This window comes from Bradyrhizobium sp. P2_E8 (genome assembly GCF_056403875.1).
On the sequence record NZ_JBFUES010001274.1, the window covers coordinates 1 to 1817 of the forward strand.

Here is a 1817-nt window from a genome sequence, read left to right on the forward strand (position 1 = left end):
ACGCAGGCTTCCCGCCGCTCCAGGCCGCGACGGCCTGGGGCTTCTCCGGCGTCGTGCTGGTGTTCGGCATGTTGGGGGTCTCCGCGCTCGACGGCCTGATCGGGCGCCGGCCGGCCGTGCTGTTGAGCTACGCGATCTCGATTCTCGGCATCGCCCTGCTCTGGCTGCTGCAATACTTCCCCAACATCCTGGTGCTCTCCGGCTTCGTCGTCTGCTTCGGCAGCATGATGGGCTCGCGCGGCCCGCTGATCAGCGCGACCGCGATGCGGATCTTTCACGGCAAGCGGATCGGCACCATCTACGGCACCATCTCGATCGGCAGTGGCCTTGGCTCGGCGTTCGGCTCCTGGAGCGGCGGCCTGATCCACGACGCGACCCACGGCTACAACGCGTTGCTCGCCTTCGCACTTGCGAGCGTGGTGCTCGGGATGATTCCATTCCTGGTTGTCCCTGCCTTGCGGCGGTAGGTATGTCCGAGGTAACCTGCACCCCTCCGCGCCACCGGGAAATTACGGGCGCGCGCGACATGGCCACTCGCGAATAATCCGAACTCGCCGGGCTCTGCGGCGTTTTGTCCGACATGACGAAAAAGTCAGCGCGGATTACGCGCCTACGGCTTGCAGGGTGGAACCGAATGCGATTCAAGTCGCTTGGGAATTGTGGATGGAAGGGCGCAAATCATGAACTTCAACTATCTCTCTCGCTATCAACCGGCTCTGCTGAGCCTGTTTCGTTTCGTCACCGGACTGCTGCTGTTCCAGTATGGCATCGCAAAACTGTTCAAGTTTCCGGCGCTTCCCTACTTCGCCGACATTCCGCCGCTGATCTACGCGGCCGGCACGCTTGAGCTGGTGCTCGGCGCAGCCCTGATGCTCGGCCTGTTCACGCGGCTCACGGCGTTCATCCTGTCGGGCGAAATGGCCTTCGCCTACTTCATGGGCCACATGCTCAAGACCGGCTCGCCGGTGTTCCTGCCGCTGCTCAATGGCGGTACCGCCGCGATCCTGTTCTGCTTCGCCTGCCTCTATCTCTCGGCAGCCGGGGGCGGCTCGATCAGCGTCGATGCCGTCATGGGCAAGGAGAGCGACGCATCGGATGGCGCTTACGCCCGGCGCTGACGCGCCCGAGGATCGACCCGCAAGCAGGACGGCACCCGCAGATCTGCCGGTGCCGTCCTAGCGCGCCCCCAGCACGTTCCAGATGAGAACGAGGGCCGCGACGAGCAGCACGGACATGATGATGCGATGAACGAATCGATTCATTGCAGGTCCAGTCAGGCTCTGTAGCCACCAAAGTCCAAGATCGATTTTCTCCGGCACATGAAGCGGCGCCTCCCGGCGCACGGCGATATGCCTGCACGGTTGCGCACAAGCCTGCGAACGCCGTTCCGCGCGGCAGGCCGCCGCATGCCTCCATTCATGATTGGTAAGAACTTCATGCTACCGGTGCGAGCAATAATAACCATTCCGTAGAGGCTGCGATGAGGCTGCTGAGTCATCTGAAGATCCGCACCAAGCTGGCCAGCATGGTCTGCCTCGCGGCGCTCACGGTCACGGCCATCATCGGGGTATCGACCGTCCTCAGCAAGAGCCGCATGATGGAAGACCGCGTCCAGCTGATGCGGACCGCGGTGGAGCTCCTCTACAACTACGCGCAATCGCTCCAGGACGAGGTGACCGCCGGCAAGCTGACGCAAGCCGAGGCCAAGTCCCTGTTCCACCAGCGCGGCCGTCGCATGAGCTTCAATGGCGGCCAGGGCTATCCGGTGGTCTACAATCAGGACACGTCCCTGGTGGTGAACGGCGCCAATCAGCAGC

The 1817-nt window shown here is 63.2% G+C and carries 3 protein-coding genes; all 3 read left to right on the forward strand.

The features are described from left to right. Positions 1-467 (forward strand): MFS transporter (locus AC1D00_RS39450; protein ID WP_477014407.1); only part of this gene is annotated, 467 nt, incomplete at its 5' end. Between the two features lie 213 nt (positions 468-680). Then, positions 681-1118 (forward strand): DoxX family protein, encoded by a 438-nt coding sequence (locus AC1D00_RS39455; protein ID WP_477014408.1) that lies wholly within the window; start codon positions 681-683, stop codon positions 1116-1118. 362 nt (positions 1119-1480) lie between these two features. Next, positions 1481-1817: cache domain-containing protein (locus tag AC1D00_RS39460; RefSeq protein WP_477014409.1), on the forward strand; the 337-nt coding region annotated here is incomplete at its 3' end.

What these genes read in the sequence shown, in the direction of transcription:
- AC1D00_RS39455 (WP_477014408.1), top strand. Translation starts at nt 681, where the DNA reads ATGAACTTCAACTATCTCTCTCGCTATCAACCGGCTCTGCTGAGCCTG.